Source organism: bacterium (assembly GCA_036524115.1).
Taxonomy (GTDB): domain Bacteria; phylum JAUVQV01; class JAUVQV01; order JAUVQV01; family DATDCY01; genus DATDCY01.
Map to the genome: position 1 here is coordinate 1 of DATDCY010000190.1, position 1,720 is coordinate 1,720.

The window sequence follows — 1,720 nt, forward strand, 5'->3', positions numbered from 1 at the left end:
GGCGTGAATTCCCGGGGGTACGAAGGTATGACCCAGGGTGTACATCAGGGTCAGTGGGGTGAGGCCCGCGGTGTCGCCGAAGTCGTAAGTGTAGGTGCCCCGGGTCAGGGTGGGGCAGGCGGCAGGCTCCACCGCCACGAACCGGATATCTTTACCCTTCAGCTTGTCCGGGATGAAAGGGAAGCAGAAACCGGCAAAGTTGCTGCCGCCGCCGACGCAGCCGATGAGCACTTCCGGGGTCTCGCCGGCCAGGGCCAGTTGCTTTTTCACCTCCAGGCCGACGATGGTCTGGTGCAGCATGACGTGATTAAGGACGCTCCCCAGGGAGTAGTTGGTGTCGGCGTGAGTGGCCGCATCTTCCACCGCCTCGGAGATGGCCATGCCCAGACTGCCGGAGGTCTCGGGGTCCTTCGCCAGGATGGCGCGGCCGGCCTGGGTGCGGTCGCCGGGAGAAGGAGAGACCTCGGCGCCCCAGATGTGCATCAGGGAGCGGCGATAGGGCTTCTGATAATAGCTCACCTTCACCATGTAAACGGTGCACTCCATGTCGAAGAAATTGCAGGCCAGGGCCAGGGCGCAGCCCCACTGGCCGGCGCCGGTCTCGGTGGCCAGACGCTTGATGCCTGCCGCCTTGTTGTAGTAGGCCTGGGCCACGGCGGTGTTGGGCTTGTGGCTGCCGGCCGGGCTCACGCCCTCGTACTTGTAGTAGATGCGCGCCGGCGTCTTGATCGCCTGCTCGAGGCGCTTGGCGCGGTAGAGCGGGCTCGGCCGCCACAGCGTCAGGATCTCGCGGACCTCCTCCGGGATCGGGATCTCCCGCTGCGGGCTCATCTCCTGCTCGATCAGCGACATCGGGAAGATCGCCTTGAGGTCGTCCGGCCCCACCGGCTTGCCGGTCCCCGGATGCAGCGGCGGCGCCGGCGCGGAGGGCATGTCGGGGAGGATGTTGTACCAGTGGGTCGGCATCTCCCGTTCGCTGAGGATGATCTTCGTCTCGGTCACGTTCGCTCCTCCTCCTGGCCCGGTCAGCCGGTGCGGCGCCGGGGTGAGTTGCAGTTGCGGCCGGGCGGTCAGAAGGCGACCTTGACCCCGCCGGAGAACAGCCAGGTGTCCAGATCCAGGGAGACGTCGAAACTGCTGCCGCCGGCGCCGGTGCCGCGCGCGGACGGCTCGAGGAAGATGTAGCGGCCGTCGGCGACGAGGCTGATGCGCTCCGAGAGGGCGTACTCGAGGCCCGCGCCGACGTGGAAGCCCCAGGCGTCGTCGACCCGCTGGTCCGGGAGGCCCGCGACGCCGCTCTTCGTGAAGGCGTCCGCCTGCGCCTCCCCCATGCTGTAATCGACGAAGTAGTACCCGACGCCGGCGAGCAGCGTCAGCGTCGAGAGCATCTCGGGCAGCGGCCGGCGGTACTGCGCGGTGAGGCACACCGGCCGCACGCCGAGGCTTCCGGAGGCGATGGTGTGGGTCGGCACGCCGCCGGCCTCGGGCTGGGAAACGTCCGCGCTGAAGCCGCCGAGCTCCAGGTCCAGCTCGAACTGCGGCACCGGGCTGTAGCCGAGGGCGACCCGCCACGCGAAGGCGTTCGCGTACTCGTCCGTGTTCGGCACCGCGTAGCCGACGGAGGCCGCCGCCGACCAGGCGCCGAGGTACTCCCCCTTCCCCGACTGCGCCGCCGCGGGCGCCGCCCCCAGCGCGAGCGCGGCCGCGACCGCCGCGGCGA

Annotated in this window: 2 protein-coding genes; both read right to left on the reverse strand. The window is 69.4% G+C overall.

Translation table 11 applies throughout. From position 1 onward, the window contains the following. Positions 1-1,002: TrpB-like pyridoxal phosphate-dependent enzyme (locus VI078_09195; protein ID HEY5999456.1), on the reverse strand; the 1,002-nt coding region annotated here is incomplete at its 3' end. A 68-nt stretch (positions 1,003-1,070) separates the two neighbouring features. Continuing rightward, positions 1,071-1,720: OmpW family outer membrane protein (locus VI078_09200; protein HEY5999457.1), on the reverse strand; the 650-nt coding region annotated here is incomplete at its 5' end.